This window comes from Streptomyces sp. PSU-S4-23, from assembly GCF_055632315.1.
The window spans coordinates 7642415-7668095 of record NZ_JBVMUU010000002.1 but is presented as its reverse complement, the minus strand read 5'-3'; the positions used below and the strand labels follow the sequence as shown (position 1 = coordinate 7668095).

General features: G+C 70.4%; 25 protein-coding genes. 15 read left to right on the top strand and 10 right to left on the bottom strand.

The window, feature by feature from the left end; all coding sequences use genetic code 11:
- Window positions 1-22 precede the first annotated feature (22 nt).
- Window positions 23-946 carry an immunity 49 family protein gene (locus ACZ79I_RS34700; RefSeq protein WP_471502906.1) on the bottom strand — a complete coding sequence of 308 codons (924 nt, stop codon included), beginning with the start codon at window positions 944-946 and terminating at the stop codon, window positions 23-25.
- 347 nt (window positions 947-1293) lie between these two features.
- Here ACZ79I_RS34700 and ACZ79I_RS34695 point away from each other — a divergent pair, with 347 nt between their 5' ends.
- Window positions 1294-2280 carry a L,D-transpeptidase gene (locus tag ACZ79I_RS34695; protein ID WP_471502904.1) on the top strand — a complete coding sequence of 329 codons (987 nt, stop codon included), beginning with the start codon at window positions 1294-1296 and terminating at the stop codon, window positions 2278-2280.
- A gap of 624 nt (window positions 2281-2904) precedes the next feature.
- Here the strand turns inward: ACZ79I_RS34695 and ACZ79I_RS34690 are convergent.
- The 3 genes from ACZ79I_RS34690 to ACZ79I_RS34680 form a co-directional block, all read right to left on the bottom strand.
- On the bottom strand, window positions 2905-3504 hold the full coding sequence (locus ACZ79I_RS34690; protein WP_471502902.1) for a hypothetical protein: 600 nt from the start codon (window positions 3502-3504) through the stop codon (window positions 2905-2907).
- A complete protein-coding gene (locus ACZ79I_RS34685) occupies window positions 3504-3713 on the bottom strand; it encodes a hypothetical protein (RefSeq protein WP_471502900.1) in 210 nt (69 codons plus the stop codon). Before ACZ79I_RS34685 ends, ACZ79I_RS34690 begins: the two co-directional genes overlap by 1 nt.
- A gap of 160 nt (window positions 3714-3873) precedes the next feature.
- Entirely contained in the window at window positions 3874-4326 is a 453-nt protein-coding gene (locus tag ACZ79I_RS34680; RefSeq protein ID WP_471502898.1) for a hypothetical protein, read from the bottom strand.
- Between the two features lie 264 nt (window positions 4327-4590).
- Between ACZ79I_RS34680 and ACZ79I_RS34675 the strand changes: the two genes are divergently transcribed.
- Complete coding sequence (locus tag ACZ79I_RS34675; protein WP_471502896.1) at window positions 4591-4926, top strand: hypothetical protein; 336 nt, start codon at window positions 4591-4593, stop codon at window positions 4924-4926.
- Here the strand turns inward: ACZ79I_RS34675 and ACZ79I_RS34670 are convergent.
- Together ACZ79I_RS34670 and ACZ79I_RS34665 are read right to left on the bottom strand one after the other, a co-directional pair.
- On the bottom strand, window positions 4910-5572 hold the full coding sequence (locus ACZ79I_RS34670; RefSeq protein ID WP_471502894.1) for a response regulator: 663 nt from the start codon (window positions 5570-5572) through the stop codon (window positions 4910-4912). The two genes, ACZ79I_RS34675 and ACZ79I_RS34670, sit on opposite strands and share 17 nt — an antisense overlap.
- Window positions 5569-6729 (bottom strand): sensor histidine kinase, encoded by a 1161-nt coding sequence (locus ACZ79I_RS34665; protein ID WP_471502892.1) that lies wholly within the window; start codon window positions 6727-6729, stop codon window positions 5569-5571. Before ACZ79I_RS34665 ends, ACZ79I_RS34670 begins: the two co-directional genes overlap by 4 nt.
- Window positions 6730-6957: 228 nt before the next feature.
- Here ACZ79I_RS34665 and ACZ79I_RS34660 point away from each other — a divergent pair, with 228 nt between their 5' ends.
- The gene (locus tag ACZ79I_RS34660; RefSeq protein WP_471502890.1) at window positions 6958-7854 is read left to right on the top strand and encodes an ATP-binding cassette domain-containing protein; all 897 of its coding nucleotides are present in this window, start codon (window positions 6958-6960) and stop codon (window positions 7852-7854) included.
- Window positions 7855-7881: 27 nt separating this feature from the next.
- On the opposite strand, the gene ACZ79I_RS34655 is transcribed toward ACZ79I_RS34660, so the two are convergent.
- Window positions 7882-8115: a hypothetical protein gene (locus tag ACZ79I_RS34655; RefSeq protein ID WP_471502888.1), complete on the bottom strand. Its 234-nt coding sequence runs from the start codon at window positions 8113-8115 to the stop codon at window positions 7882-7884.
- Between the two features lie 69 nt (window positions 8116-8184).
- Between ACZ79I_RS34655 and ACZ79I_RS34650 the strand changes: the two genes are divergently transcribed.
- The 12 genes from ACZ79I_RS34650 to ACZ79I_RS34595 all read left to right on the top strand — a co-directional run bounded on the left by ACZ79I_RS34650 (window position 8185) and on the right by ACZ79I_RS34595 (window position 20292).
- Window positions 8185-9231, top strand: coding sequence for an RNA polymerase sigma factor (locus ACZ79I_RS34650; protein WP_471502886.1), 1047 nt, complete (start codon window positions 8185-8187; stop codon window positions 9229-9231).
- A gap of 109 nt (window positions 9232-9340) precedes the next feature.
- Window positions 9341-10270, top strand: coding sequence for an ABC transporter ATP-binding protein (locus tag ACZ79I_RS34645; protein WP_471502884.1), 930 nt, complete (start codon window positions 9341-9343; stop codon window positions 10268-10270).
- Window positions 10267-11046: an MlaE family ABC transporter permease gene (locus ACZ79I_RS34640; RefSeq protein WP_471502882.1), complete on the top strand. Its 780-nt coding sequence runs from the start codon at window positions 10267-10269 to the stop codon at window positions 11044-11046. The genes ACZ79I_RS34645 and ACZ79I_RS34640 overlap by 4 nt, the downstream gene beginning before the upstream one ends.
- Window positions 11047-11049: 3 nt before the next feature.
- On the top strand, window positions 11050-11874 hold the full coding sequence (locus ACZ79I_RS34635) for an MlaE family ABC transporter permease (RefSeq protein WP_471502880.1): 825 nt from the start codon (window positions 11050-11052) through the stop codon (window positions 11872-11874).
- Window positions 11875-11894: 20 nt separating this feature from the next.
- Window positions 11895-13142: an MCE family protein gene (locus ACZ79I_RS34630; protein WP_471502878.1), complete on the top strand. Its 1248-nt coding sequence runs from the start codon at window positions 11895-11897 to the stop codon at window positions 13140-13142.
- The gene (locus tag ACZ79I_RS34625) at window positions 13139-14179 is read left to right on the top strand and encodes an MCE family protein (RefSeq protein WP_471502876.1); all 1041 of its coding nucleotides are present in this window, start codon (window positions 13139-13141) and stop codon (window positions 14177-14179) included. The genes ACZ79I_RS34630 and ACZ79I_RS34625 overlap by 4 nt, the downstream gene beginning before the upstream one ends.
- A complete protein-coding gene (locus ACZ79I_RS34620) occupies window positions 14176-15369 on the top strand; it encodes an MCE family protein (RefSeq protein WP_471502874.1) in 1194 nt (397 codons plus the stop codon). The genes ACZ79I_RS34625 and ACZ79I_RS34620 overlap by 4 nt, the downstream gene beginning before the upstream one ends.
- Window positions 15366-16475, top strand: coding sequence for an MCE family protein (locus ACZ79I_RS34615; protein WP_471502873.1), 1110 nt, complete (start codon window positions 15366-15368; stop codon window positions 16473-16475). Before ACZ79I_RS34620 ends, ACZ79I_RS34615 begins: the two co-directional genes overlap by 4 nt.
- Complete coding sequence (locus ACZ79I_RS34610) at window positions 16472-17755, top strand: MCE family protein (RefSeq protein ID WP_471502871.1); 1284 nt, start codon at window positions 16472-16474, stop codon at window positions 17753-17755. Before ACZ79I_RS34615 ends, ACZ79I_RS34610 begins: the two co-directional genes overlap by 4 nt.
- The gene (locus ACZ79I_RS34605) at window positions 17752-19026 is read left to right on the top strand and encodes an MCE family protein (RefSeq protein ID WP_471502869.1); all 1275 of its coding nucleotides are present in this window, start codon (window positions 17752-17754) and stop codon (window positions 19024-19026) included. The genes ACZ79I_RS34610 and ACZ79I_RS34605 overlap by 4 nt, the downstream gene beginning before the upstream one ends.
- The gene (locus tag ACZ79I_RS34600; RefSeq protein ID WP_471502867.1) at window positions 18999-19511 is read left to right on the top strand and encodes a hypothetical protein; all 513 of its coding nucleotides are present in this window, start codon (window positions 18999-19001) and stop codon (window positions 19509-19511) included. Before ACZ79I_RS34605 ends, ACZ79I_RS34600 begins: the two co-directional genes overlap by 28 nt.
- A 34-nt stretch (window positions 19512-19545) precedes the next feature.
- A complete protein-coding gene (locus tag ACZ79I_RS34595) occupies window positions 19546-20292 on the top strand; it encodes a hypothetical protein (protein WP_471502865.1) in 747 nt (248 codons plus the stop codon).
- A gap of 64 nt (window positions 20293-20356) precedes the next feature.
- Here ACZ79I_RS34595 and ACZ79I_RS34590 read toward each other — a convergent pair whose 3' ends face one another.
- From ACZ79I_RS34590 to lat, 3 genes are read right to left on the bottom strand one after another with little or no spacing between them, the layout of a single operon-like run.
- Window positions 20357-22612 (bottom strand): thiamine pyrophosphate-dependent enzyme, encoded by a 2256-nt coding sequence (locus ACZ79I_RS34590; protein ID WP_471502863.1) that lies wholly within the window; start codon window positions 22610-22612, stop codon window positions 20357-20359.
- Complete coding sequence (locus tag ACZ79I_RS34585; protein ID WP_471502861.1) at window positions 22609-24162, bottom strand: aldehyde dehydrogenase family protein; 1554 nt, start codon at window positions 24160-24162, stop codon at window positions 22609-22611. Before ACZ79I_RS34585 ends, ACZ79I_RS34590 begins: the two co-directional genes overlap by 4 nt.
- A 30-nt stretch (window positions 24163-24192) precedes the next feature.
- Window positions 24193-25533: an L-lysine 6-transaminase gene (lat, locus tag ACZ79I_RS34580; protein ID WP_471502860.1), complete on the bottom strand. Its 1341-nt coding sequence runs from the start codon at window positions 25531-25533 to the stop codon at window positions 24193-24195.
- Window positions 25534-25681: the final 148 nt, after the last annotated feature.

Sequence of the window (25681 nt, the reverse complement as noted above, 5' to 3'; positions counted from 1 at the left end):
GATTCGATTCGGGTGGCGCCGCTCAGCTGCTGACCGGTGGTGCGCCTCCGGGGGGCCTCAGCAATGCCTGCGGCAGGTAGCCGGACTGGACGTGCAAGTCCCAGCCGTGTACCTGGACTGCCAGAGCGGCCAGGGCGATGGTCCTGTGCGGCAGCAGGCTGCGGGGCGCCGCATCGGAAGGTACGTTCTGCCGGTGCTGGTCAAGCCGATGTACCAGGGCCTGTTCGAAAGCTGGCTGGTTGTCCTCCAGGAGTACCCGCAACAGCCGCTGGTCCGGCGTCAAGCCGCCGAGGGCGTTCAGCTGGAGGGCGGCATCGAGACGCTCGTCGACCTCCGGCATGCACATGGCCGCCGAGGGCCATTCCCTGGGCCGGTGCCCACTGGCCTTGGTCAGGTAGCAGGAAAGGGTATCCATCTCCGCCATTTCCGCCGGGTCCGACTTGGAGTCCAGCTGCGAGTACGGCACCCCCTCATGGATCGTGGACGCCTGTTCACGCAGCAGCAGCCCGATGACGCGGTCCTGTTCCCAGACCATGCCGCTGATCACGCACAGAGCGAAGGCATCCAGCCAGTCCCTTGCGGTGGATGCGTGCTCCACCACGGCCTCGAAGTCCTTGTCCTCGCTGCTGATGCTCTCGCCGATGAGGGGAAAGGGGATCTCCTGGTCGCCGGCGGGGTAGCAGCCAAGGTCCAAGAATCCGAGGGCGCACTCCGCCGCGGTGCGCAGGACGATGCGCGACGCGGGGGTACTGAGCTGGGGGTCGGTCACGGTGAGGGCGGCCACGTGGTCGAGTAGCTCGTCGCGCATCGCCTGCAGCTCTCCATCGGAGTAGCAGTCGTACTGCATCGTGTGCCAGCGGCGACGGGCCCGCCGCTCGATGCCCTCCAGCGCCTGCGCGATCCGCTGCTCACTCACGGCATGGTGGGCAACATCCTTGATCTCCATGTACGTCATCCTGACAGCCACTACCGGCATCACGGGTTTCCGCCCCTGACGACGACCGGGATGACCGCCGGCCTGCCGGTAGCTGCGACGGGCAGTCCCGTGTGGCGGGCACTTGGCGGGCAATCCGGCTGGAGGCCGGCCCCGGCACGACCGCCCCAGCCCTCTCCGCCGGTCCGCGCGAGGTGTTGCTCTGCGCACCGGGGGTACCACCGTCCGCCAGCCCCAGCCGTGCGCACCGAGTTTTGAGACACGTTTTACGCGACGCACGCAACTGCGGCCCCGGTCCTCCTTGTCTGACAGGGAGGCGGGGCCCGTCAGGGCCGAAGAGCGAGAGAGCGGGGCACCTCGTGGGACGGCGCAACGGCGGCATAGGGATCGCACTCGTCATGGGTGCGGTGCTGGTGGGCGCGAGTGCTTGCGGTGGGGGCAGCGGTGACAAGGCAAGCGGGGACGGCGCCAAGGCGCCGGGCAAGCCGGGTGCGAGCGCCTCTCCGTCACCGACGAAGCCCGCGGGCCCGCCGATGCTGCTGGAGACGATCACCCCGCAGACCGGAACCACGGTCGGCGTCGCCATGCCGATCTCTGTGGTCTTCACGAACCCGGTGGCGGAGAAGGCACGGGCCGCGGTCGAGAAGCACATGAAAGTGAGCGCCTCGCAACCGGTGGTCGGCGCCTGGCACTGGTTCGGGGACAAGCGCGCCGACTGGCGGCCGAAGACGTACTGGCCCTCCGGCACGAAGGTGAAGATCGACGCTGACATGAAGGGTGTCACCAACGGCAACGGACGCTACGGCGTGCGCAGCTACACGCACACCTTCACGATCGGCGACGACGTGCGCGCGGATGTCTCCGTGAGCGGCCACACCATGAAGGTGACCCGGAACGGCGCAAGGATCCGCACCCTGTCGATCAATGCGGGCAGCGCCCAGTATCCGACGTGGAACGGCACGATGGCAGTCATCGACAAGCAGGAGAAGGTCCACATGACCTCCTGCAGCGTCGGCATCAGCTGCGACAAGGGCAGCCCCAATTACTACGACCTGACGCTGCCTTGGGACGTCCACCTGACCCAGTCCGGCACGTACGTGCACTACTCGACCGGCGACCCCAATCCGGGCAGCGGCAGCGCCCGCGGCTCGCACGGCTGCGTCCACCTGTCCATGTCGGACGCCAAATGGTTCTACCGCCAGGTCAAGCAGGGCGACCCCGTCACCATCACCGGCTCGCCCCGTGCCAAGGCCCCGGCCGACAACGGCTACGCCGACTTCAACCTGGGATGGGACCAGTGGCTCGCGGGCAGCGCGTCCGGGGAAGGGACGACCGCGACGCTGTGATGCCCTGCGGTGACGGCGCAAGGCAGCACTCGACGATGCCGACCACGAGACCACCGCTGCCTTCGCTCCGTGTCCTCCTTCGGCGCAGAGGCACGCGCCGGCGTTCACCGGCTCCCCCCGCAGCGCCTCCTCGGTGCCCGCGCCGGCCGTCCTTCCACGAGCACGCCCACGATCGCGACACCGAGATCATCAGCCCGGCACCCCCGACAAACACCAACGTGTCCACCGAGGCCGGGCGTGCGGCGGCTACGTCGACCGGCAGCGTTCCCGGCCTGTTCTCCGCCCTTGCCGTACGACATCGCGGTGCCGACGGTTTCACACTTCGTGCTCCCGCTACGTCGACGTAAGCGTCGGCGCGGGTGACCCCGCCCGAGGCCACACAGGGCAGGACCCGGAGCGGTACGTCGAGGACGCCTCGGGAACGTGTGCGTCCGAAAAACTGGGTACGTGGCGAAGCGCGATCTGCGCACCCTCAACGACGCCGACGCCTACATCGCGAAGGTCCGCATCAACTGCGCCATCGACCAGCTGCGCCGTACCGAGGCCGAGGCGAGGACTCTTGTGAGGCTCGGGACCCTGCCCGAGACGCACTCCCGTTCCGCGAACGGTGAACCGGCATCGCGTTCAGCAGCGCAGGCCGACGATGCCCCAGCCGCGGCGCTCTGCCTCCGTGACCACCTCTCCCCAATCGGCGAGAAAGCCGGCAAACGACTCGAACGTCGTGATCCACCCGTCCGGCTCCGCGGCATGCTGCGCGAACGGTTCGCGCAGCACCTCCAGTTGCGGTGCCACCTGCCGCCACCAACCGGCGATCACCGGCACATGATCGGGTGGACACCACAGCAACAGGTCCGCGCCCCAGGTGCACGGCCGCTGCGGGAGCCCCGAACCGACCCCGGTGGTGTCCTCCAGACCGTGCCAGAACAGCGCGTCGTTGAACCGATCAAGTACCTGGCGCACCGTGGGCTCGACGAAGTCGCGCATGTGGTCCCAGCGGTGACCGGCCCAAAAATGCGGCTTGTACGAACCCAACGTGTTCCGCAAGGCATACCGGCCGTACCAGTCCTCACCCGGCTGCGTGGGCCACGACCAGCCATGCTCGAAGAGGTCGTCGCTGTACACCTCTCCGAACGCGGCATCGATCAGCAGCTCCTCCTGCTCGCAGGGAGCTGTCGCCTCCACCCGCGGCCAGTCCACGATCAACACCTCTGTCCCCACACCCATCACGCCAGCGTATGACGCGGCGCGCGGCCAAAGAGGTCGTCCAGGACATGGGTGCCGAGGTGGTCCAGTGCTTCGTTCAAGTCGGCATGGCGCCCGGGCAGGTTGTCACGGCTGTGATGGCCGCGCCGGCAATCTGGCTCAACTTGCGCGCCGCGATCAATGCTCTTGGAGCGCGGCACAAAGAGAAGACCTTCCGGTTTTGCTGCCATGGAGCTGTATGCCCAGCGTGCGGCTCACGCTGAAGCGGAGCCGGGCCGTGCGCACGGAGAGGACTGACCGTGTAGCACACGTCAACTGCACGATCCGATGAACCCTGGGTGCGGAAGTCGTCCCGCCCCGGCCGAACCCGGCTCACCGGATCACCCGGCGTCAGCCGTCGTTGCTGCAGTTGTAGGTGGTGTTGAAGCGGTCGACCCGGCAGACGTAGATGTAGACGCCCCACTTCACTTTTGAGCTCGACCAGGAGCCGTACTTGACCTGGCCGTGCTTCGTGGCCAGAGCGAGACGTGGGGTATAGGAATGCCCGGCGGAGTTGTAGGTGTGGACATACAAGGCCGCGCGCTTGCCGTCGCCCTTGGTGTCCTTCACCGTGCCCGTGGCACTGGCCTTGTAGAAGTTGTGGCCCAGGGAAGTCCAGCAGATGCGTGCGCTGCCCCAGGCACCGGTGGTTGAGACGTACGCGTTCCGGCACTGCTGCGCTGCTTGGACCGTGGTGCTGCTGGACGACAGCGTCTGTGCGGTGGCCGGAGCCACTGCCAGGCTGGACAGAACGACTCCGGCCCCCGTGGCTGCCAAGAGCCGCCCGCGCTTGCGTAGCTGCATGATGTTCTCCGATGTCGTCGATCAGAACGGTGAAGAGCGAAGAGGTCGCCGCGTTGGTCACGGCTGCCCCGAGCAGGCCGTAGAGGTCCCTGCTCTCCCCGTCGGACAACCCGAATGTGGTGGCCCGCCGTCAGTGCGGGCAACGGTTCGCAGGCAGATGACGCGGTCACGGGACGTCCCGCCCCGTGACCAGGGGAGACTCCCACACGGTTGGCCTTTTCCTGAGACACCCGGCGCCGGGAAACGGACTCGGATCAAGGCTGCGTGGCCCGTCGGGTGTCCTGGATCAACGAGCCCCCGTACGGCAAGGACGCAGCGGAGAAGAAGCCCTGGATCGGCCGAGCCCGCCGGGACTTCACCACCCGGGCGAAGGAACTCCGCCCCGATCGGGAGTACCACTACACCGAGGTCGCAGCACTGCTGCCGCCGCGCGACGTCCTCGTCCCTGATCTCGTGGCCCTCGGGATCGTGCCCCGTGTCGTGGTGCAGCCGTCCGTCGAGGCCCCGTCCTCCTTCGGCGGCTCGTACACGAGACCTGAGCGACAGCCGTACGTCCAGCTTCACCAGAGGGCCGGGCACACCATCAGCGAGGCAGGGTGACGAGCCCCATCTCGTAGGCGGTGATGACGAGCTGGACCCGGTCCCGGGCACCCAGTTTGGTGAGCAGCCGTGAAACGTGCGACTTTGCGGTGGCCACCGTGATGAAGAGGTCCTCGGCGATCTCGGTGTTCGACCGGCCGCGTCCGACCAGGGTCAGCACTTCCCGTTCCCGCTCGGTGATGCCCTCGACCGGCCGTGGGGCGCGCTCGGGGACAACCGCGGCGCCCCCGACGAAGTCCGCGATCAGACGGCGCGTCACACCCGGCGCGATCAGTGCGTCGCCGGCGGCGACCACGCGGATCGCCGCGAGGATATCGTCCAGCGCCATGTCCTTGACCACGAAGCCGCTCGCGCCGGCCCGGAGCGCGCCGTAGACATGGTCGTCCTCGTCGAAGGTGGTCAGGACGAGGACGCGTGTCGTTGCCGGACCGGCCGTGATCAGGCGGGTGGCCTCGATCCCGTCCATACCGGGCATCCGGATGTCCATGACCACGACATCGGGGTTGGCATCCCTGACCAGTTGGACGGCCTCAGCGCCAGTGGCGGCTTCACCGACGACCTCCAGGTCGGGGTGATCGGCCATGATCACACGTAGACCGGACCGAACCAGCGGCTGGTCGTCGGCGAGCACCACGCGGACGGTCATCGGGCCTCCACCGGAACTCCGAAGGGTGCGGGCAGCGGCAGCCGGGCCGCCACCCGGAAGCCGCCCTCAGGGCGCGGCCCGGTGCTGAGGTGGCCGCCCAGCAGACCGACTCGCTCCCGCATGCCGATGAGGCCGAAGCCGTGGGCCGAGCCGTCGTGGGTGGCACCACGCCCCTCGTCGACGACCTCCACGAACAGTTCCTCGTCTCCGTAGTCGACGACCACCCGGCAACGCCCGGTGCCCGCGTGCCTGACCACGTTGGTCAGCGCCTCCTGCACGATGCGGTAGGCGGACAGGTCGATGTCGCCCGGCACGGGACGCTGCTCCCCGCTGCAGCGCACGTCGACGCGTACCCCCGCACCCGCGGTCGCTGCCGCCAGCCGTTCGATGTCCGCCAGCCCCGGCGAGGGTGAAAGCGGTGACTGCTCCGGGGCGGTCGCGGCGCCCCGGTCGGCCTGACGGAGCGACACCAGCGTGCGCCGAAGGCCCGACAGGGCCTCTCTGCTGGTGGCCTCTATGGCGCGCAGGGCCTCGCGCGCCTCCGTCGGCTGGGTCTGAATGACCCGGCTGCCCACACCGGCCTGGATCGCGATGATGCCGATGCTGTGCGCGACCATGTCGTGCAACTCCCGGGCGATCCGCAGCCGTTCGGCGGTCACCGCCTCGGCCACCTCCTGCGCGCGCAGCGCCACCGCGTGCTCGCGGCGCTCGCGACTCAGCAGGCCGGCCATGCAGAACGCGGCCAGTGCCAGAAGGGCGATCACCCCGTTGACGGCCAGGCTGTCTCCGTGCGCGAAGCCGCCGATCACCAGGAGTTGCACGCCGGCAGACACGGCCACGGCGACGATCGAAGCGCGCCGTGGGCAGGCGGCGACGATGAAACCCAAGACGAGGTCCACCGACAGATACGACAGGAACTGGCCCTGGTACGACGCTGCCAGGCCCTCACGGGCGTGACTCGGAGGGCCCACCACGACAGCGGTGGACCCGAAGAGTGCCATGGCCAGAGCCAACAGCGGCATCCGTCGCACCACACCGACGAGCAGGCTCACAGCCAGCAGCGCCCCGACGCCGTGGACCGTGCCCGACGCCCGCGGCGCGCCCCCCACCAGCAGACCCACCACAAGGAGGTAGGAGGAACCCCCCGCCCAGGCCACGGCCCTTGTCCTCGTCATCGGCGGTGTGCCCTGCCGGGAACGAGACCGGGGTGCTCAACGCGCGCAGGCAGCGGAATGGTCGTCATGGGGTTCACGACGCGAGACTAACCGGGCCGCCACCAGCGCGGCATCAGCCCGGGGACGTACGCCCCCCGGGCCAACCCGGCCGCACGATTGCCGCCCTCGGCCGCATGTCCGGGCGGGGCTCCTCTCGGCAGTGTGGGTGCCGTGATCGAAGTCAGCGAACTCACCAAGCGCTACGGCGGCAAGACGGCCGTCGACCAACTGTCCTTCACCGTGCTCCACCGCCGCCCGCGCGGGCTGCGGCACGTCGGTGCCCTCCTCGACGCCGGACAGGTTCACGGCGGACGCAGCGCTGCGGCCCACCTGTCCGCTCTGGCCCTCAGCAACGGCATCCCGCGGCGCCGAGTGGGCGAGGTGCTCCGGGAAGTGGGGCTGGCTGAGGTGGCGAACGACCGCATCGGCGGATTCTCCCTCGGTATGAAGCAGCGGCTGGGCATCGCCACCGCCTTGCTGGGCGACCCGCCTGTGCTCATGTTCGACGAGCCGATCAACGGCATGGACCCGGAGGGCGTCCTCTGGGTACGTCGGCTCTTCCGGCGCCCACCCGCTACCTTCCTCACATGGAACGGGCCACCATCCCAAGCAGCCTCGCCGCGAACGGAACTGATGCGGTCCCGCAGCGACTCACCGGACTTGCCGCCGAACTCGACATGCCGGCCGCCGACCTCCTCGTTGTCGCAGGCCGGCCGGTGCCGGCGGAACTCCTTCCCCCGGAGCGCGTCCCTCAGCACGCTGCACGGAATGCTGTGGCGCTGGGACCCGAGTCCGCACCGCCGGCAGCAGCTATCCGCCCCGGCAGGTCCGCTGGGCTGGACCCTGCCCGATCTCTTCGCGGTCGCCGATGAGCCGTACTCGGAGGAACTCCGCCCGGTGCTGCACTGCCACCGCCTTGGGCGGGTCTTCCCGGCGGCCGTCCCCCTGACCACCGCTCAGCTGATCGAGACCGCCGAGGAAGCGGATCGACTGAGCATGCGTGAGGACCACGGCGTGTGGCAGCCCGTCTCACAGGGCTTTGCCGAGGAGTGCCCGGACTTGCCCTGACGGCAAGGACTGCCTCGGTGCCTTCTACTACCCGACCGGACACCGCTTGGTGCCGGACGCATCCGCCGGATCCCGGTCGGACCGGCCGAAGCCGTCCCGCCCGAAGAGGCCGAAGTCCTCGCCGTCGCAGCCCTCGCCGTCGCAGCCCTCGCCGTCGCAGCCCGCGGACGACCGGAAGCCGGGCCCTGGGCCCTCGCGCACGCTGTCGGCGCCGCCCGCCTCACCTTTGAAGACGATGGGCGTCTCCCCCTCCACAACCACGACTACTCAGCGGTAATGTCGCCACCCGCCGGAAGCACAGGACCGGCGGGTGAGTGCGAAGGGGCCCTCATGGCGACGGACATGCCTGCGGACACAGCGGCCGCCGAGGAGCGTTGGCAGCGCATGTGGAGCCATCGCGAGCAGCTGCTCAAGGTGGCGCGGCGACGCTCCATGAGCCAGGAGGACGCCGAGGACGCCGTGCACGAGGCGATGCTGCGGGCCGCGGAGCGCCCGGACCTCGACGACGAGCGGCTCGGCGCCTGGCTGACGACGGTGACGATACGGCTGTGCGTCGACCGGTACCGGCAGGTCAGCCGCGAGGCCGAGGTGGGCAGCCGCCCCATGCTCGTCGCGCCGAGCCCGGTACCCGTCGAGGAGGCGGTGTGCGACCGGGCCGAGGCGAGGTGGCTCGCCGTGCGCAGCGGTGAGCTGCCCGCCCGGCAGGCGGAGGCGCTCCGGCTGAAGTCCGAGGACCTGGACGTGAGCCAGGTCGCGGTGCGAATGGGGCTCAGCTACCGGACCGTCGAGTCGCTGCTCGCCCGGGCCCGGCGGACGCTGCGCGCCTCGCTGGCCGGGACGCTCGGGCTGGTGCTGTTCCTGGTCGGGCGCGGGCGGCTGCGCGGGGGCGGCAAGGCCCAGGGGGTCGCGGTGGCCTCGACGGCGGCGACCCTGGCGGTGGCGGGGCTCGTGCTGCCGTACGCGCTCGATGCGGGCGGAAACGGGAACGGTCCGGCGCCGCGGCCGGCCGTGGCCAGCGACGCGCAGGTCCGGCGCGGCGACGCCACAGGCCACGGGCACGCCCCCAAGACGCGCACCTCCTCGCCCCCGGCGCCCGGGGCCCGGAGTCGGACGCCCTCACCGACCCTGGGGTCCCTGCCGCTGCCGGTGCCCGTGCCGTCCCTGCCGAAGGTGTCCTCGTCCCCGCTCCCGGGGCTGTCGGCGCCGCGGGTCCCGCAGGTGCCCGGCGTGCCGAAGGCGCCGGATCTGACGACGGGGCCGGCCGTCTCGTCGGTCCCGTCGCCTCCCCCGGCCCCGGCGGTACCGGCCGATCCGTTCTCCTCCCCCGTCCCTGCCCCGATGACGCCTTCGAGCACACCGTCGCCGAAGCTGCCGTAGCACGCCGCAGACGCGTCCGAAAAAAATTTCCCGGTCGCCGCGACGGACGCCCCGTGCCTCCCCGTAGAGCAGATGTCTGAGCTGCTCCACGGGCGAAGGGTGGAACCGGATGGGTGTCGAGATCTGTGTGGAAGGGCTGACCAAGTCCTTCGGCCACCAGGTCGTCTGGCAGGACGTCTCGCTGACGCTGCCCGCCGGGGAGGTCTCGGTGATGCTCGGCCCCTCGGGGACGGGCAAGTCGGTGTTCCTCAAGACGCTCGTGGGGCTGCTGAAGCCGGAGCGCGGCTCCATCACGATCCAGGGCCGGGACATCACCAAGCTCCGTGAGCACGACCTGTACGAGGTGCGGAAGCTCTTCGGCGTGCTGTTCCAGGACGGCGCGCTGTTCGGCTCGATGAACCTGTACGACAACATCGCCTTCCCGCTGCGCGAGCACACCCGCAAGTCCGAGAGCGGGATCCGGCGCATCGTGCTGGAGAAGATGGACATGGTCGGGCTGATCGGCGCCGAGGGGAAGCTGCCCGGCGAGATCTCCGGCGGTATGCGCAAGCGCGCCGGGCTCGCCCGCGCCCTGGTCCTCGACCCGGAGATCATCCTGTTCGACGAGCCGGACTCGGGCCTGGACCCGGTCCGTGTGGCCTACCTCAACCAGCTCATCGTCGACCTCAACGCACAGATCGACGCGACCTTCCTGATCGTCACCCACGACATCGCCTCGGCCCGCCAGGTCCCGGACAACATCGGGCTGCTGTTCCGGCGCGAGCTGGTGGTGTTCGGGCCCCGCGAGAAGCTGCTGACCAGTGACGAGCCCGTCGTACGGCAGTTCCTGAACGGCCGGGTGCAGGGGCCGATCGGCATGGCGGAGGAGAAGGACGCGGCCCAGGTCGAGCAGGAGCTGGCCCAGATCGACGAGGGTCCACGAGTCCGGGACCTGACTCCCCGCCTGCTGCCCGGCCCCGGCATCACCCGCCCGCCCCGCTGGGAGTCGATCGCGAGACGTGAGGCAGAGCTGCACGGGACGGGGGTGAGCAGCGCATGAGGCTCTCCCTGCTCTCCCCGACAGGTGTGCTCCGGCACTCGGGCAACCTCTTCGCAATGGCGCTGGACGTCGTCCGGACCCTGCCCCGACGGCCCTTCCAGGCACGGGAGTTCATCCAGCAGGCGTGGTTCGTCGCGAGCGTCACCATTCTGCCGACGGCGCTGGTCTCGATCCCCTTCGGGGCGGTCATCGCGCTGCAGATCGGCAGCCTGACCCGGCAGTTGGGCGCGCAGTCCTTCTCCGGTGCCGCGTCCGTGCTCGCGGTGCTGCGCGAGGCCTCGCCGATCGTCACCGCGCTGCTGATCGCGGGCGCAGGCGGCACGGCGATCTGTGCGGACCTCGGGGCGCGCAAGATCCGGGACGAGATCGACGCGATGCAGGTGCTCGGCATCGACCCGATCCACCGGCTCGTCGTACCGCGCGTGCTGGCGTCGATGATCGTGGCCGTGCTGCTCAACGGCCTCGTCTCGGTCGTGGGTGTCGCGGGCGGCTACTTCTTCAACGTGGTCCTCCAGCACGGGACGCCCGGCGCCTACCTGGCGTCCTTCACCACCCTCGCCCAGCTGTCCGACCTGTGGGCGGCGGAGATCAAGGCGCTCGTGTTCGGGGCCATCGCGGCGATCGTCGCCTCGTACAAGGGGCTGACGGCACAGGGCGGTCCGAAGGGCGTGGGCGATGCCGTCAACCAGTCCGTGGTGATCACCTTCATGTTGCTGTTCGTGACCAACTTCGTGTTGACCGCGGTGTACTTCCAGGCCGTCCCGCAGAGGGGTTAGCCGATGAGACCCCGGAATGTCCTCGATCGCCCCGTGCGCTCACTCGAAGAGCTGGGCGCCCAACTGTCCTTCTACGGGCGCTCGCTCAGGTGGACGGGCCGCACCCTGCGCCGCTACAAGAAGGAGATCCTGCGGCTGCTCGCCGAGGTGAGCTTCGGGCGCGGCGCGCTCGCCGTCGTCGGCGGCACGGTCGGCGTGATCGCGTTCCTGTCCTTCTTCACCGGCACCGAGGTCGGCCTTCAGGGCTACGCGGCCCTCAACCAGCTCGGCACCTCCAACTTCGTGGCGTTCCTGTCGGCGTACTTCAACACCCGGGAGATCGCCCCGCTGGTGGCCGGGCTCGCCCTGTCCGCGACGGTCGGCGCAGGGTTCACCGCGCAGCTCGGCGCGATGCGGATCAGCGAGGAGACCGACGCGCTGGAGGTGATGGGCGTCCCGTCGCTGCCGTTCCTGGTGACGACGAGGATGATCGCCGGCTTCGTCGCGGTGATCCCGCTGTACGTGATCGGGCTGCTGTCCTCGTACCTGGCCGCCCGCACCATCACCACCGGCTACTACGGGCAGTCGACGGGCACGTACGACCACTACTTCCACCAGTACCTGCCGCCCGTCGACGTGTTCTGGTCCTTCGGCAAGGTGATCGTCTTCGCCGTGCTGATCATCCTGGTGCACTGCTACTACGGCTACCACGCGAGCGGCGGCCCGGCGGGCGTCGGCGTCGCGGTGGGCCGTGCGGTGCGGACCTCGATCGTCGCCATCAACGTCCTGGACTTCTTCCTGAGCCTTGCGATCTGGGGCGCCACCACGACCGTACGGATAGCGGGGTGAGAGCGGTGCGCTTGCACAGAATGAGACTCAGGCTGTACGGCATCGCCTTCCTCGCCGTGCTCGCGCTGCTGCTGTCGCTCGCGGTGGCCGTCTACCAGCAGGCGTTCACGTCCGTCGTGCCCATCACCCTGGAGGCCGACACCCTCGGCAACCAGCTCGATCCACGCGCCGACGTCAAGCTGCGCGGGCTGCTGGTCGGCGAGGTGCGCGAGGTGCACGCGGACGGCACGAAGGCCACGCTCGACATCGCGCTCGATCCCCGGTACATCCCGTACATCCCCTCGGACGTGCACGCCCGCCTGCTGCCCAAGACGCTGTTCGGCGAGAAGTACGTCGACCTGGTCCCGCCCCCGCGCTCTGCGCGGTCCTCGGCTCGGCCCATCCGCGCCGGAGACGTCATCACCCAGGACCGCACGAAGGTCGGCATCGAGGTGCAGCAGTTGATGAACGATCTGCTGCCGCTGCTGCGCACGGTCCAGCCGGGTGAGCTCAACGCCACGCTCTCGGCGTTCGCCACAGCGCTGGAGGGCCGCGGCGACCGGATCGGTGACAACCTCACCCGGGTCGAGGGCTATCTGCGCCGTCTCAACCCGCACATGCCCTCCCTCAAGGAGGACATCTCGCGGTTCGCGGACGTCGCCGAGGTGTACGGCGACGCCGCGCCCGACCTGATGCGGATCCTGCGCAACACGGTCACCACCAGCCGCACGATCGTCGACAAGAAGGACCGGCTGGCCGCCGCCCTCCGCTCGACCGCTTCCGTGGCGGACACGGCGAACGGCTTCCTGTCCGAGAACGGCGACCGGCTGATCACCCTGGGCCGGGTCTCCCGCCCCACGCTGGAGCTGTTCGCCCGCTACTCCCCCGAGTACCCGTGCCTGTTGCAGGGGCTGGTCCGGCAGGAGAAGGCATCGGAGGACGCGTTCCGAGGCGGCGAGATGCGGATCACCCTCGAGGTCGTCCGGCCGCAGGGGGCGTACCAGCCTGGTGAGGAGCCGGTGTACGGCGAGCGGTCCGGCCCGAACTGCCGTGGCCTGCCGCATCCTCAGGTGCCCGGCCCGAAACCCCGTCTCCGTGACGGCACGTCGTCCGGAGGTTCCGGCGGCGCACTCCCCGGCGGTGTCAACGTGTCCGCCACCCGGGCCGAGCAGCGGGCCGTCGGCTCGCTCGTGGCCCCCGTCATGGGCGTCCCCGCCGACCAGGTGCCGCCCGCCGCGACCCTGCTGTTCGGTCCGCTCGTGCGCGGGACGGCGGTGAGTGTCGCATGAGCAGGTCAGCAGCCCGGCAGACCGCCGCCCCGCTGGTCAAGTTCGGCCTCTTCGCACTGGTCACGATCGCGGCGACGGCGCTGCTCGCCGCCACCATCGTCAACATCTCCTTCACCCCGAAGGACACCTACCACGCCGTGTTCACCGACGTCACCGGGCTGGAGACCGGCGACGACATCCGCGTGGCCGGAGTGCGGGTCGGAGAGGTCGAGGGCATCCGGGTCAAGGACCGGACCCTGGCGGAGGTCACGTTCACCGTCAGCGCGGACCGGCCGCTGCTCGCGGGGACCCACGCGGTCGTCCGCTACCGCAACCTGGTCGGGCAGCGGTACATCGCGCTCACCGAGGGCCCCGGCGACGCCGCCGCCCGGCTGCGGCCGGGCGGCACCATCCCGCTGTCCCGGACCCAGCCGGCGCTGGACCTCAACGCCCTGCTGAACGGCTTCAAGCCGCTGTTCGCCGCGCTCAGCCCGAGCGACGTCAACCAGCTCGCCACCGAGATCGTCCAGACCCTCCAGGGCGAGGGCGGCACGGTCAACAGCCTCCTCGCGCACACGGCCTCCCTCACCACCACCCTCGCCGACCGCGACAAGCTGATCGGCTCGGTGGTCGACAACCTCAACACCGTCCTGGACACGCTCGACAAGCGCGGCGCCCGCTTCTCCGGGCTGCTCACACAGCTGCGCCGGGTGGTCTCGGGGCTGGCCGCCGACCGCAAGCCCATCGGGGAGTCGCTGGAGAGCATCGGCGACCTCACCGACGTCACGTCGGGGCTGCTGGAGGACGCGCGTCCACCGCTGAAGGACGACATCGCCGGGCTCGGCGATCTCACCGGAACGCTGAACAAGAACGAGCACACCGTGGAGGGCGTCCTGAAACGTCTGCCGAACAAGCTCAACGAGCTGACCGGGACGGCGTCGTACGGCTCCTGGTTCAACTTCTACCTCTGCGACTTCGACGGCCGGATCGTGCTGCCGAAGACCAAGCAGGTGATCACCCCGGACCTGCACGTGGCACGGGCGAGGTGCGGCCGATGAGACCGCGTGTCCTACGGCAGCGCCGTCCTGAACCGCTGGTGAAGGTACGGGTCCTGCCGCCGAGGCTGCCGAGACTCCCCCGGCTGCTGCCGAAGCGCAAGCCCCGCCCCCAGCCGTTGGTCAAGGTGCGCGTCCTGCCGCCGAAGCTGCCCAGGATCCGGCTCAAGCACCCACGCCTGAAGCCCTTCCGCGTGGGGGCACCTCCCACGCCTTTCGGGCAGTGGGGGAGCAACCCGGTCGTCGTGGGCGCCGCCGGCCTCACCGTCCTCGCGCTGCTCACCGTTGCGGCCTTCAACGCCGACAGCCTGCCGCTGATCGGCGGCGGCGACACCTACAGCGCGGCCTTCTCCGAGGCCGGCGGGCTCAAACCGGGCGACGAGGTACGGATCGCCGGGGTCAAGGTCGGCAAGGTCGAGGGCGTCGACCTGGACGGCAGCCACGTCAAGGTCACCTTCAAGGTGAAGGACCACCCCGGGTTCGGCACCGACACGGGCGCGGCGATCCGCGTCAAGACGATCCTCGGCGCGAAGTACCTGGCCCTGTACCCGAAGGGGCCCGGCCGGTTGAAGCCGGGCAGCGAGATCCCGCTCGGCCGGACCGTGTCGGCGTACGACGTCGTCCAGGCATTCAGCGACCTGACGACCACCACCGAGGCGGTCGACACGGACCGGCTCGCGAAGGCGCTGGACACCATCTCCCTCACCTTCCAGGACTCCCCCGGGGAGGTGCGGGCGTCGATCAAGGGACTGTCACGGATCTCCCGGGCCGTCGCCTCCCGTGACCGGGCGCTGCGCGGGCTCCTCGACCATGCCAACGGGGTCACCAAGGTGCTGGCCCGTCACACCGAGGACTTCTCCGCGCTGGTGAAGGACGGTGACGCGCTGTTCAAGGAGATCGGCAACCGGCGCGCGGCGATCCACACCCTGCTCAAGAGTTCCGCACTGCTGGGCATCGAGCTGTCCGGCCTGGTCGACGACAACGGCAAGGAGATCGGGCCCGCACTGAAGAACCTCAACACCTTCCTGAAGATGCTCGAACGCAACCAGGCGAGCCTCGACCGCAGCGTCCAGCTCCTCGCCCCCTACGTGCGGCTCTTCACCAACGCCCTCGGAAACGGCCGGTGGTTCGACTCCTACGTCCAGAACCTGGTCGCCGCCCCGGTCACGCCACGGACGGGAGGCACCCGATGACCCGCAGACTCCTGGCCCTGTTCACCGCGCTCGCGGTCGTCGCCGGCCTCGCCTTCGTCCTCTGGCCGGGCCCCGGTCCCGTCCGCGTCACGGCGTACTTCCCGCGCACCGTCGGCATCTACCCCGGCTCCGACGTCCGCGTCCTCGGCGTCCGCATCGGCGAGGTCGGGAAGATCACGCCGGAGGGCGACCGGGTTCGGGTGGAGCTGGAGTACGACCGGGGGCGCAAGGTCCCCGCCGGCGCACAGGCCGCCATCGTCAACTCCTCGGTGGTCAGCGACCGCTACGTGCAGCTGCTGCCGGTGTACCGCGGGGGCGCGGTCATGCGGGACGGAGACGTCATCCCCGAGTCCCGTACCGCCGTCCCCGTCGAGCTGGACCGGATCTTCGACAGCCTGCACACCACCGCCGGGGCGCTCGGCCCGAACGGCGCCAACAAGCAGGGCTCGCTGTCCCGGCTGCTCGGGGTGAGCGCGGACAACCTCCGAGGGCAGGGCCGGAACCTCAACCAGACGGTGGACGACCTGTCCTCGGCGGTCACCACGCTGTCCGACGGGCGCGGCGACCTGTTCGGGACCGTACGGAACCTTCAGGTGTTCACGGCCGCGCTGGCGGCGGACGACACCAGCGTGCGGTCGTTCAACACCGACCTCGCCGACGTGGCCGGGCAGCTGGCCGGGGAGCGCAAGGACCTCGCCGCCGCGCTGAAGTACCTGGCCGCCGCACTCGGCGACGTGGCCGGCTTCGTGAAGGGCAACAAGAAGGCGCTGGCCTCGGACGTGCAGGGCCTGGCCAAGGTCACCAAGGTCCTCGTCACCCAACGGGCCGCACTGGAGGAGCTGTTGACCGTCGCCCCCACGGGCCTGTCGAACCTGCAGAACGCCTACAACCCCGCTGCCGGCACCCTCGACACCCGCAACAACGCGCAAGCCCCCCAGGATCCGTCGTCGCTGCTCTGCTCGGTCCTGAAGACGACCGGAGACGACCACGACGACTGCGCCGGGCTGAAGAAGCTCTTCGACTCCCTGCCCGAGGTGCCGTCGGCCACCGCGCCGACGGGGACGGTCGACAAGACCCTCGGCGGAATCCTGGGGGCACCGGCATGAGCACGAAGCGCTTGGGGCGGGTGGCCGCCTGGACGGCGACCGGCTCGCTGCTGCTGACCGGCTGCGAGTTCAACGGCTGGTACGACGTCCCGCTCCCCGGTGGCGCCGCCTCGGACGGCCACGCCTACCACGTCACCGTCGAGTTCCGGGACGTCCTGGACCTGGTGCCGCAGTCGGCGGTCAAGGTCGACGACGTCACCGTGGGCACGGTCGAGAAGGTCGAACTGGACGGCTGGCACGCGCGGGTACGGCTGCGCATCGCCGACTCGGTGAAGCTGCCCGGCAACGCGGTCGCCGACCTGAGGCAGACGAGCATGCTCGGCGAGAAGTACGTCGCCCTGTCCGCGCCGGCCGGCACCGCGCCCGTCGGACGGCTCCACGACGGCGACCTCGTCCCGCTGTCCCGCAGCGGCCGCAACCCGGAGGTCGAGGAGGTGCTGTCGGCCCTGTCCGCGCTGCTCAACGGCGGCGGGGTGGCCCAGCTGAAGACGATCACCGTCGAGCTGAACAAGGCCCTCGGCGGCCGCGAGGACCGGGTCAGGTCCCTGCTGAAGCAGCTCGACACGTTCCTCGGCGGCCTCGACGGCCAGCGGGCGGAGATCGTGCGCGCGCTCAAGGGCGTCGACCGGCTGGCGAAGCGGCTGAAGAACGAGAAGAAGACGATCGCCCTGGCCGTCGACACCATGCCGCCCGCTCTGAAGGCACTCGCCGACCAGCGCAGGGACCTGACGAGGATGCTCACCGCCCTGTCAGCACTGGGCAAGACCGGCACCAGGGTGGTGAACGCCTCCCGCGACGACACCGTCGCCAACCTGAAGAAGCTCCGGCCCATCCTGCAGGAGCTGGACAAGGCGGGCGACGACCTGCCCAACTCCCTTGAGCTCCTCACCACTTACCCGTTCCCGCGCAACGCGGCGGACGCCGTCAAGGGCGACTACGTCAACCTGAAGATCACCGCCGACCTCGACCTGGCGGACCTGTACGGCAACGTGGCCGGCCAGCCGGGCAAGGGCGGGAAGTCCCCGGCCCCCGGGTCCCCGCACCTTCCCGGCCTCCCCACTCCCGCCCCGCTCCCGTCCGTCCCGTCCCTGCCGGGCACCCCGTCCGTGCGCCCCGTGCCCTCCGCACCCGCCGTGCCCTCGACGCCCTCCGGCGGCAGCACCCTGCTGTGCCCGCCTGTGTGCACCGCGGCCCACAGCACCGGGAGCGGCTCGCGTCGCCTCCCGCCCGGGATCGATCTCGGCCTCGCCGAGCTGATGCTGAAGGGGATGATGCCGTGATCACACGTACGGTCAGGGCCCAGCTGCTCGCCTTCGCGACCGTCACCGCCCTCGGGGTGTCGTACGTCGGCGCCCGGTACACGGGCCTCGTGGACGACGTCCTGCACCGCGGGTACACGGTGCGCGCCGACTTCGCCGAGTCCGGGGGCGTCTTCCCCGGCGCCGAGGTCACCTACCGAGGCGTGCCGGTGGGACGCGTAGGCGATCTGCGGCTGACCGGGTCCGGGGTCTCGGTGGCGCTGAAGATCGAGGACGGCGCCCCGAGGATCCCGGCCGACACGCTCGCGGTGGTCGCCGACCGCTCGGCGGTGGGCGAGCAGTACGTCGACCTCCAGCCGCGGCGGTCGGGCGGGCCGTACCTCATGGACGGCAGCCCGATCCCGCGCAGCCGCACCCGGACCCCGCTGCCGGTCACCGACCTGGTCCTCAGCCTCGACCGGCTGGTCAACTCGGTCGGCAAGGACGATCTGCGGGTCACCGTGGACGAGTTGGGCAAGGCCTTCGCCGGCACCGGACCGAACCTGAGCCGGCTGGTGGACTCCGGCAACGCGCTGGTGGAATCGGCATCCGGGTCCCTTCCCCAGACGGTCTCGCTGATCGAGGACTCGCGGAAGGTGCTCAAGACACAGGCCGACCAGGGTTCGGCCGTCAAGTCGTTCTCCCGCGACCTGGCCACGCTCACCGAGCAGCTGAAGTCGAGCGACGGCGATCTGCGCGGGCTGATCGGCAACACCGCGCCCGCCGCCCGGCAGGTGGACTCCCTGCTGAAGTCCACCCGGCCGCACGTACCGGTCCTGCTGGCCAACCTCATCAGCGGCGGCCAGATCACCCTGGCCCGGCTGCCGGGCGTCGAACAGGCCCTGGTCACGCTCCCGCTCACGGTCGCGGGCAGCTACACGGTCATCCCCGGCGACGGCACCGCCCACTTCGGGCTGACCGTGAACGCCGACGACCCGCCCGCGTGCACCCAGGGCTACGGCACCCGGCGGCGCGACCCCGCCGACACCGGCACGCGCCCGGCGAACACCGGCGCGCGCTGCACGGCACCGCGCGGCAGCAAGACCTCGGTGCGCGGTGCCCATAACGCGCCCGGCCCGGCCACCGGTCGGCACGGCGCCGGCCGGGCCGCGTTCGTGGCCCCGTACGACCCGGAGACCGGCACCGTGACCGGCCCGGACGGAACGCCCGTCGAGATCGGCTCGACGGGCGGCGAACAGACCGTGTTCGGAAAGGAGTCGTGGCAATGGCTGCTCGTGGGACCGATGGCGTGACAGGGCGCCGGGCGAGGCTGCTGTCGGCAGGCCTCGTCGCCGCGACCGTGCTGACGACCGTGCTGTGTGTCTGGCTGGGCCTGAAGCTGGCCGACCAGCGCGCGGCGGAGCAGCGCCGTCAGGACATCCTGGCGGCGGCCCGCCAGTCGGCGCTGAACTTCACCTCGCTGGACTACCGGCACTACGACCGGGACAGCCGCACCGTGCTGCAGGGCGCCACCGGCGACTTCAAGAAGCAGTTCGCCGCGCAGACCGCGCAGCTGACGAAGCTCGTCGCCCAGAACAAGTCGGTGTCCGAGGGGCAGGTCCTGGAAGCGGGCATCGTGCGGTCCGACGCGCGCTCGGCCCGGGTCCTGGTCGTGGCCGACAGCAAGGTGACCAACACCGCGGCGCCCGAGGGCCAGGCGCGCACCTACCGGCTCCAGCTCGACCTCGTGCGCGTGGCCGGCCGCTGGCTGACCTCCGATGTCACGTTCGTGGGCTGACCTGACCGTGAGGCCGTCAATGAGGAGAGACACCGTGGCGAACCCGACCTCCCGCACCCGCGGCACCGGCTCCCCGGCCCGCCGCACCATGACCGCGGCCGCCCGCGCGGCGGCCAAGCGCGCCGCGCGCCGGGAAGGGGAAGCCATCGCCGGGCGCACCCTGCTCGTCGAGCCCCCGGCGAACGGCTGGGACGACCCGCCGGAGCCCGAGCCCGCGCCCGAGCCCGAGCCCGAGCCCTTCGAGGATGAGCTGGAGGAGAGCGCGCCCTCGCGCAGCGTCGGACGGAGCGTGCTCACCGCGGTGCTGGGCCTCGTCCTCGTGACGGCCCTGGTCGTGGCCGCCGTCCTCGGGTGGCAGTACCGGCAGGGGCGACAGGCGGAGCAGGCCCGGGGCGAGGCCCTCGCGGCCGCGCGGAAGGCGGCACCGGTCGTGCTGTCGTACGACTACCGGCACCTGGACCGGGACTTCGCCCGGGCCCGCGCCCTGCTGACCGGGCACTTCCGCGACCAGTACGGAAGGACGACGAAGACGGTGGTCGCGCCGACAGCGACGACGTACCACGGCGTGGTGAAGGCGACCGTGGCCACGCCCTCCGACGGCGGCACCCGGGCTGCGTCCGTCGTGTCGGCCGCACCGGACAAGGCCGTCGTCCTGCTCTTCGTCAACCAGGTCACCCAGAGCACCCGGGTCCCGGAGCCCCGGCTGGACCTGAACCGGGTGCGACTGACGCTCACGCGCACCTCCGACGGCTGGAAGGTGAGTGGCGTCGATGCCCTCTGACCAGGCATATTGGCGCTCCTGCGCCAGCGTTGCGCGCGGAACGGTGAAGAAACCGGCGCAACCGTCACCGGTGAGCGGGCGGGCCCGCCGAGAGCAGCTCGCCGGCGGCGCGCTCGACGTCGGACTCGGACACGAGCACCAACTGCGCCGCGTTTCCCAGCGGGACGAAGCTGTCCGCGCTGGCGACCCGCCGGACGGCGCCGGTGAATCCGGCATCGACCAGGGCGGTGACGACTCCCTCGGACACTCCTCCCGTGCGGCGGGTCTCGTCGACCACGAGGACGCGTCCCGTCGCACGTGCTTCGCGCAGCAGGTCGTCGACCGGCAGGGGTGCCAGCCAGCGCAGGTCGACGACCCGGCACGTGATGCCCTGCTGCTCCAGCCGGCGTACGGCCCGGAGCGAGACGGGCAGGCCGTTGCCGAATGTCACCAGGGTCAGGTCCGCGCCTGTGCCGTAGGTGCGTGCCCGGCCGATCGGTACGTGGTGTGCGAGTGACGGGTACGGGGCGAGCCAGCCGTTGTCCTTCTCCGCGTGGAGATCGCGCGTGTGGTAGAGCGCGATCGGCTCGAGGAAAACGCTGACCGTTCCGTCCACCTTGCCGGCCGCCACGCAGGTGCGCAGCATCGCGGCGGCGTCGTCGGGGCGGGACGGGGAGGCGATGACCAGACCGGGAATGTCACGCAGGACGCCGAGAGCGTTGTCGTTGTGGAAGTGACCGCCGAACCCGCGCTGGTAGCCGTAGCCGGCGACGCGGACCACGAGGGGGTTGCGGTACCGGCCCTGGGAGAAGAACTGAAGCGTGGCGGCCTCGCCGCGCAGTTGGTCTTCGGCGTTGTGCAGGTACGCAAGGTATTGGATCTCTGCCACCGGCAGCAGTCCGGACAGTCCCGCCCCCAGCGCGAGGCCGAGGATGGCCTGCTCGTCGAGCAGGGTGTCGAAGACCCGAGCGCTGCCGAAACGGCGCTGCAATCCCCGGGTCAGACCGTAGACCCCGCCCTTGCGGCCGACGTCCTCGCCGAAGACGACCATCTCCGGGTGGCCGCCGAGCAGGTCGGCGAGTGTGTGGGTGATGGCCTGGGCGACGGTGACGGGCTCGCCCACGGGCACGGCGGGTGGTTCGCTCGTACGGCGTGCCGCAACCGCCACGAGGTCGGGACGGCGGGGGGCGATGGGTGCGGCGATCTCCGCGGCGGTGGTCAGGGGCTTGCTTTCGAGGGCCTCCTTGGCAACGGCGAACACCCGGCCGGCCACCTCGTCGTACCGCTCGAGAACCTGCTGCCGGGTGAGGACGCCGGCCGTCGTGAGCAGCCGGGCCGTGGCCAGCAGCGGGTCGCGTTGCAGATCCGCGGCGACTTCGGACGGCATCCGGTAGGCGGCTTCGGCGTCCGAGCCCGCATGGCCGAGGAATCGCACCATCGACAGATGCAGGAACGCGGGTTGCCGGCTCTTGCGTACATGGGCCACCGCCTCGCACGCGGCGTCGAAGGCGGCTGACGGATCACACCCGTCCGCGGCGAAGTAGGCGAGAGCCGGCCGGTTGCCGTAGGCGCGCCGCACCCAGTCACGCGGTGTCGGCACGCTGATTCCCAGGCCGTTGTCCTCGCAGACGAACAACACCGGCATCGGGAGGCCCTGGTAGGCCGTGTGGCAGGCGCTGTTGACGGCGCCTGCCGCCGTGGAGTGGTTGACCGAGGCGTCACCGAAGGAACAGCAGACGACGGCGTCCGCGGGCCAGGCGCACTCGGCCCCGAGCCGCTTGGCGCGGGCGATGCTCCACGCCACCCCGACTGCCCGTGGCAGGTGGGAGGAGATGGTCGACGTCTGCGGGATGACGGCCAGTTCGCGGCGCCCGTACACCTTGTGCCGTCCACCGGCGATCGGCTCGTCGGCCGCGGCGGCCACCCCCAGCAGCATGTCCCTGACCGCATCGACGCCGCCGGCCTGCCGGGCGCGGGCGCAGTAGAAGGCGCCGGACCGGTAGTGCAGCAACGCCGGGTCGGTGGGGCGCAACGCGAGGGCGACCGCGGCGTTGCCTTCGTGCCCGCTCGATCCGATGGTGTAGTAGCCACGGCCTTGCTGCTGCATCCAGCGCGCAGCGGCGTCGGCGTGCCGGCTCTCCAGTTGGGCGTCGAACAGGTCCAGTGCGGTACGGGTGTCCAGTGCGCAGGGGTGCGGCTGGATCGCCGCGTCCGTGCTCCCGGCGAGCGGCCCGGAATCCGCAGCACCGCCTGCCGGCCCGGGGCCGGCAGCGCGGGCGGCAGCCCGGAGGCCGGCCACCGCCTCGCGGAAGTGCCGGTCCAGGTCCTCGACGCCGTTCACAGGCGGAAGGCCATGTCGGGCTCGAGCGTGGCCACGTCCATCTGCGCTTTCTGCAGACGGCCGGAGTAGTCCCAGTTCATGGACTGCCAGCGGGTGAACTGGTCGAGCACCCACTGCCCCGACTGGCGGCTGCCGTTGCCCGACTTGCCGTTGCCGCCGAACGGAAGGTGCGCCTCGGCCCCGGAGGTGGTGTTGTTGACGCTGACCATGCCCGCGGAAATGCCGCGCCGGAACGTCCACACCTCGTGCGGATCCGTGGTGTAGATCGCGGCGGACAGGCCGTAGCCGTGGGCATTGGCGAGCTCGAGGGCCTCGTCGAAGTCCCGGTAGGCAGTGACTCCGACGATGGGGCCGAAGGTCTCGGTGAGGAACAGGTCGTCGTCGCGGCGCACTCCGTCGACGATCACCGGGTGGTAGAAGATGCCCGCGTCAGGGTTCCCGACGAAGCCCTTGCGCGGGTTGCCGGCCGTGATCCGCCCGATGCCGTCGGAGCCGTACGTCCGGTGGTGGTCCTTGATCCAGCGGAGGAAGGTCTCGTAGCGCTGCGCGAACCGCTCGTCGAGCATCGGACCGTAGAGAACGTCCTCGAACGCGTCGCCGATCCGGGCCGCGCGGCATGCGGCGTCGAAGCGGGCGAGGAAGTCCTCCTTCACCGACTCGTGCACGATGAGCGTCCCGAGGGAGGTACAGCGCTGCCCCGCGGTGCCGAATCCCGAGAACAGCGCCCCCTCCACCGCCAGGTCGAGGTCTGCGCTCGGGGTGACCACCTGAGGGTTCTTGCCGCCCAGCTCCAGGCACGGGGTCTGCAGATGGCTTCCGCACAGGGCGCCGATCTTCTGACCGACCAGCGTGGACCCTGTGAAACCGACCTTGTCCACCAGCCCGGCCTCGAGGGATGCCTCCAGACCGGCGTAGGTCTGCTCTCCGTCGGCGAGTACGAGGTTGAGCACGCCGTCGGGCAGGCCGCCTCCGCGCACGAACAGCTCGAAGAGGGCCTTGGCGCTCGCGGCGGCGTACTCGGCGGGCTTCCATACGACGGTGTTGCCGGTCACGAGCGCGGGCACGAGGTACCAGGCCGGCACGGCCACCGGGAAGTTGCCCGCGGTGATCACCGCAACCGCGCCGACCGGGTTGCGGAAGGTGAACAGCTGCTTGTCGGGCATCTCCGAGGGCACCGTCTGCCCGTACAGCCGGCGGCCCTCGCCCAGGAAGAAGTCGCAGGTGTCGATGATCTCCTGGACCTCGCCGAGTGCCTCTGCGAACGGTTTGCCGATCTCCTCGGTCACGATGCGGGCGAGCCGGTCCTTGTTGGCTTCGACGAGCCGGCCGATCTTGCCGATCGCGGATCCGCGCACCGGTGCCGGGATGTCAGCCCAGGACCGCTGCGCCGCCTTCGCGGCCTTGGCGGCCTCGACGAACGTCGAGGCGTCGCCGAGCGAGACCTCGGAGACCAGCTCGGCGGTACGACCGGGATTGGGGCGCTGAAGAGTCCCGCCGGGAGCGCCGGCGACCATGCGGCCGGCAACGATCGAGGCGACGGAACGGGCCATGACTTTGCTCCTTGTCTGCTGGTACGGGGGTCAGTGCAGACCGGCGAGGATCCGGTCGAGGGCCCGTAGGGCGATCCCGAGCTCTTCCTGCGTGATGGACAGGGCAGGGCGGAAGCGCACCGAACGCTCACCGCACGGCAACGCGATCACCTGCTCCTCGGTGCGCAACCGGCGTACCGCCTCGTCGCGGACGCCGCTGTCGGGCAGATCGACGGCGCTCATCAGTCCGCGCCCCCGCGAGTTGGACGCCACCGGTGCGTGCCGGACTTCCAGATCACGTAGTTCGGCCAGGAACCACGATCCCACGGCAGCGGCATGGGCCACCAGGTCGTCCCTTTCGATGATCTCCAGGATGCGGCGTGCCCGGACCATGTCGACCAGCCCGCCGCCCCAGGTGGAGTTGATGCGCCCGGAGACCTGGAAGACGTTGTCGGGAACCTGGTCGACGCGGCGGCCGGCCATGATGCCGCCGAGCTGGACCTTCTTGGCGAAGGCGACGATATCCGGCTCGAGACCGAGTTGCTGGTAGGCCCAGGTGGTGCCGGTGATTCCCACCCCGGTCTGCACCTCGTCGAGCACGAACAGCGCGTCGTACTCGTGACAGAGCGCCTGCATCGCCTGCAGGAACTCCGGGCGCATGTGGTTGTCGCCCCCCTCGCCCTGGATCGGCTCGGCGATGAAGCAGGCGATGTCGTGCGGGTTGTCCTCGAACGCTCGCCGCGCCTGTTCGAGAGCCCGCCGCTCGGCCTCCTCGACCTCGGCAAGGTGGTGGTCGAGGGGGAACCGCACGGCGGGTACGTCGATGCGCGGCCAGTCGAACTTCGGGAAGCGGGCCGTCTTGTTGGGCTCGGTGTTGGTCAGCGAGAGGGTGTAGCCGCTGCGGCCGTGGAACGCCCGCCGCAGGTGGAGCACCTGGGTGCCGAGCTCGGGCGAGCGGCCCGCGGCCTCGTTGTGGCGGCTCTTCCAGTCGAACGCCGTCTTGAGCGCGTTCTCGACGGCGAGCGCCCCTCCCTCGACGAAGAACAGTCTCGGCAGGTCGGGATCGCCCAGCACGCGGGCGAACGTCTCGACGAACTCGGCGTAGTGCGTGGTGTAGATGTCGGGGTTGGCGGGCTTGTTCGCCGCCACCTGCGCGAGCAGGGTCATGAACGCGGGATCGTCCACGATGCCCGGCGCGTTGAGCCCCAGCGGAGCGGACGCGAAGAACGAGTAGAGGTCGAGGAACTTCTCACCGGTGCGCGCATCGACGATCCACGAGCCGCGACTGGCGAGGGGGTCGAGCACAAGTTTGAAGCCGTCGGTCAGCACATGGCGGCGGAGCCTCTCGTGCACCTCGTCCGGGTGGACCGTCGACACAGCAGCAATCGTCACGGGGCACCTACCCTCGATAGCCGTTCACAAAAGATCTTTCGCTTACCACGCCAAGCAGCGAAACTATTTTAGGTAGGATGCGAAAATGGCCGCAAGGTTTGGTTCGCGGGCAGATTCTAGGAAAAAATTGGCCGATTCGGGCGCGGCG

Excerpts from the sequence above, each read along its gene's own strand:
- ACZ79I_RS34700 (WP_471502906.1), bottom strand. The coding sequence starts at position 946 with ATGGAGATCAAGGATGTTGCCCACCATGCCGTGAGTGAGCAGCGGATC.
- ACZ79I_RS34690 (WP_471502902.1), bottom strand. The coding sequence starts at position 3,504 with ATGGGTGTGGGGACAGAGGTGTTGATCGTGGACTGGCCGCGGGTGGAG.
- ACZ79I_RS34685 (WP_471502900.1), bottom strand. The coding sequence starts at position 3,713 with ATGGCAGCAAAACCGGAAGGTCTTCTCTTTGTGCCGCGCTCCAAGAGC.
- ACZ79I_RS34680 (WP_471502898.1), bottom strand. The coding sequence starts at position 4,326 with ATGCAGCTACGCAAGCGCGGGCGGCTCTTGGCAGCCACGGGGGCCGGA.
- ACZ79I_RS34670 (WP_471502894.1), bottom strand. The coding sequence starts at position 5,572 with ATGACCGTCCGCGTGGTGCTCGCCGACGACCAGCCGCTGGTTCGGTCC.
- ACZ79I_RS34650 (WP_471502886.1), top strand. The coding sequence starts at position 8,185 with ATGGCGACGGACATGCCTGCGGACACAGCGGCCGCCGAGGAGCGTTGG.
- ACZ79I_RS34645 (WP_471502884.1), top strand. The coding sequence starts at position 9,341 with ATGGGTGTCGAGATCTGTGTGGAAGGGCTGACCAAGTCCTTCGGCCAC.
- ACZ79I_RS34640 (WP_471502882.1), top strand. The coding sequence starts at position 10,267 with ATGAGGCTCTCCCTGCTCTCCCCGACAGGTGTGCTCCGGCACTCGGGC.
- ACZ79I_RS34635 (WP_471502880.1), top strand. The coding sequence starts at position 11,050 with ATGAGACCCCGGAATGTCCTCGATCGCCCCGTGCGCTCACTCGAAGAG.
- ACZ79I_RS34630 (WP_471502878.1), top strand. The coding sequence starts at position 11,895 with ATGAGACTCAGGCTGTACGGCATCGCCTTCCTCGCCGTGCTCGCGCTG.
- ACZ79I_RS34625 (WP_471502876.1), top strand. The coding sequence starts at position 13,139 with ATGAGCAGGTCAGCAGCCCGGCAGACCGCCGCCCCGCTGGTCAAGTTC.
- ACZ79I_RS34620 (WP_471502874.1), top strand. The coding sequence starts at position 14,176 with ATGAGACCGCGTGTCCTACGGCAGCGCCGTCCTGAACCGCTGGTGAAG.
- ACZ79I_RS34615 (WP_471502873.1), top strand. The coding sequence starts at position 15,366 with ATGACCCGCAGACTCCTGGCCCTGTTCACCGCGCTCGCGGTCGTCGCC.
- ACZ79I_RS34610 (WP_471502871.1), top strand. The coding sequence starts at position 16,472 with ATGAGCACGAAGCGCTTGGGGCGGGTGGCCGCCTGGACGGCGACCGGC.
- ACZ79I_RS34600 (WP_471502867.1), top strand. The coding sequence starts at position 18,999 with ATGGCTGCTCGTGGGACCGATGGCGTGACAGGGCGCCGGGCGAGGCTG.
- ACZ79I_RS34585 (WP_471502861.1), bottom strand. The coding sequence starts at position 24,162 with ATGGCCCGTTCCGTCGCCTCGATCGTTGCCGGCCGCATGGTCGCCGGC.